The sequence below is a fragment of the Fischerella thermalis PCC 7521 genome (genome assembly GCF_000317225.1).
Classification (GTDB): Bacteria; Cyanobacteriota; Cyanobacteriia; order Cyanobacteriales; family Nostocaceae; genus Fischerella; species Fischerella thermalis.
Map to the genome: position 1 here is coordinate 1 of NZ_AJLL01000124.1, position 418 is coordinate 418.

At 40.2% G+C, this 418-nt stretch carries 1 pseudogene; it reads left to right on the top strand.

Annotation, left to right across the window (positions count from 1 at the left end):
- Nucleotides 1–180 (top strand): annotated as a pseudogene (locus tag UYK_RS25480) (helix-turn-helix domain-containing protein); the annotation flags it as partial.
- Between the last annotated feature and the right edge of the window lie 238 nt (nucleotides 181–418).

The following is a 418-nucleotide window of genomic DNA, read 5'->3' on the forward strand; positions in this document are numbered from 1 at the left end:
ACTAAACAGCAAGCAGAGAAGATAGATAAAACGCTGGAAATGTTACGTTGTCAATATAATTATTTGCTTGCTCAAAGGTTTGACTGGTATGAAATGAATCGCTGTCCTATTGATAGATGTCCCTTAATTTGTTACATACCAGAATTAAAAGAGCAACCTCACTACTACAACCAAAAAGCATACGGCACTAGCCAAGAATGTTCTAACTGTGGTCACAAAGTTAAAAGCAGTTATCTCAAAGAATGCACAATTGCCATGTTTGTCATTCAAGTCTGTGCAGGGATTTGAACGCTGCTATCAACATAAAGAACCGTGGGGCGCACGGTCTTAAAGCTCAATTCATGTCTTCATAGAAGAGTCATTGAGAAGCCCACGCTGTATGCTTTCATCAGCGTTGCGTACGTCACTTAAATGCGGG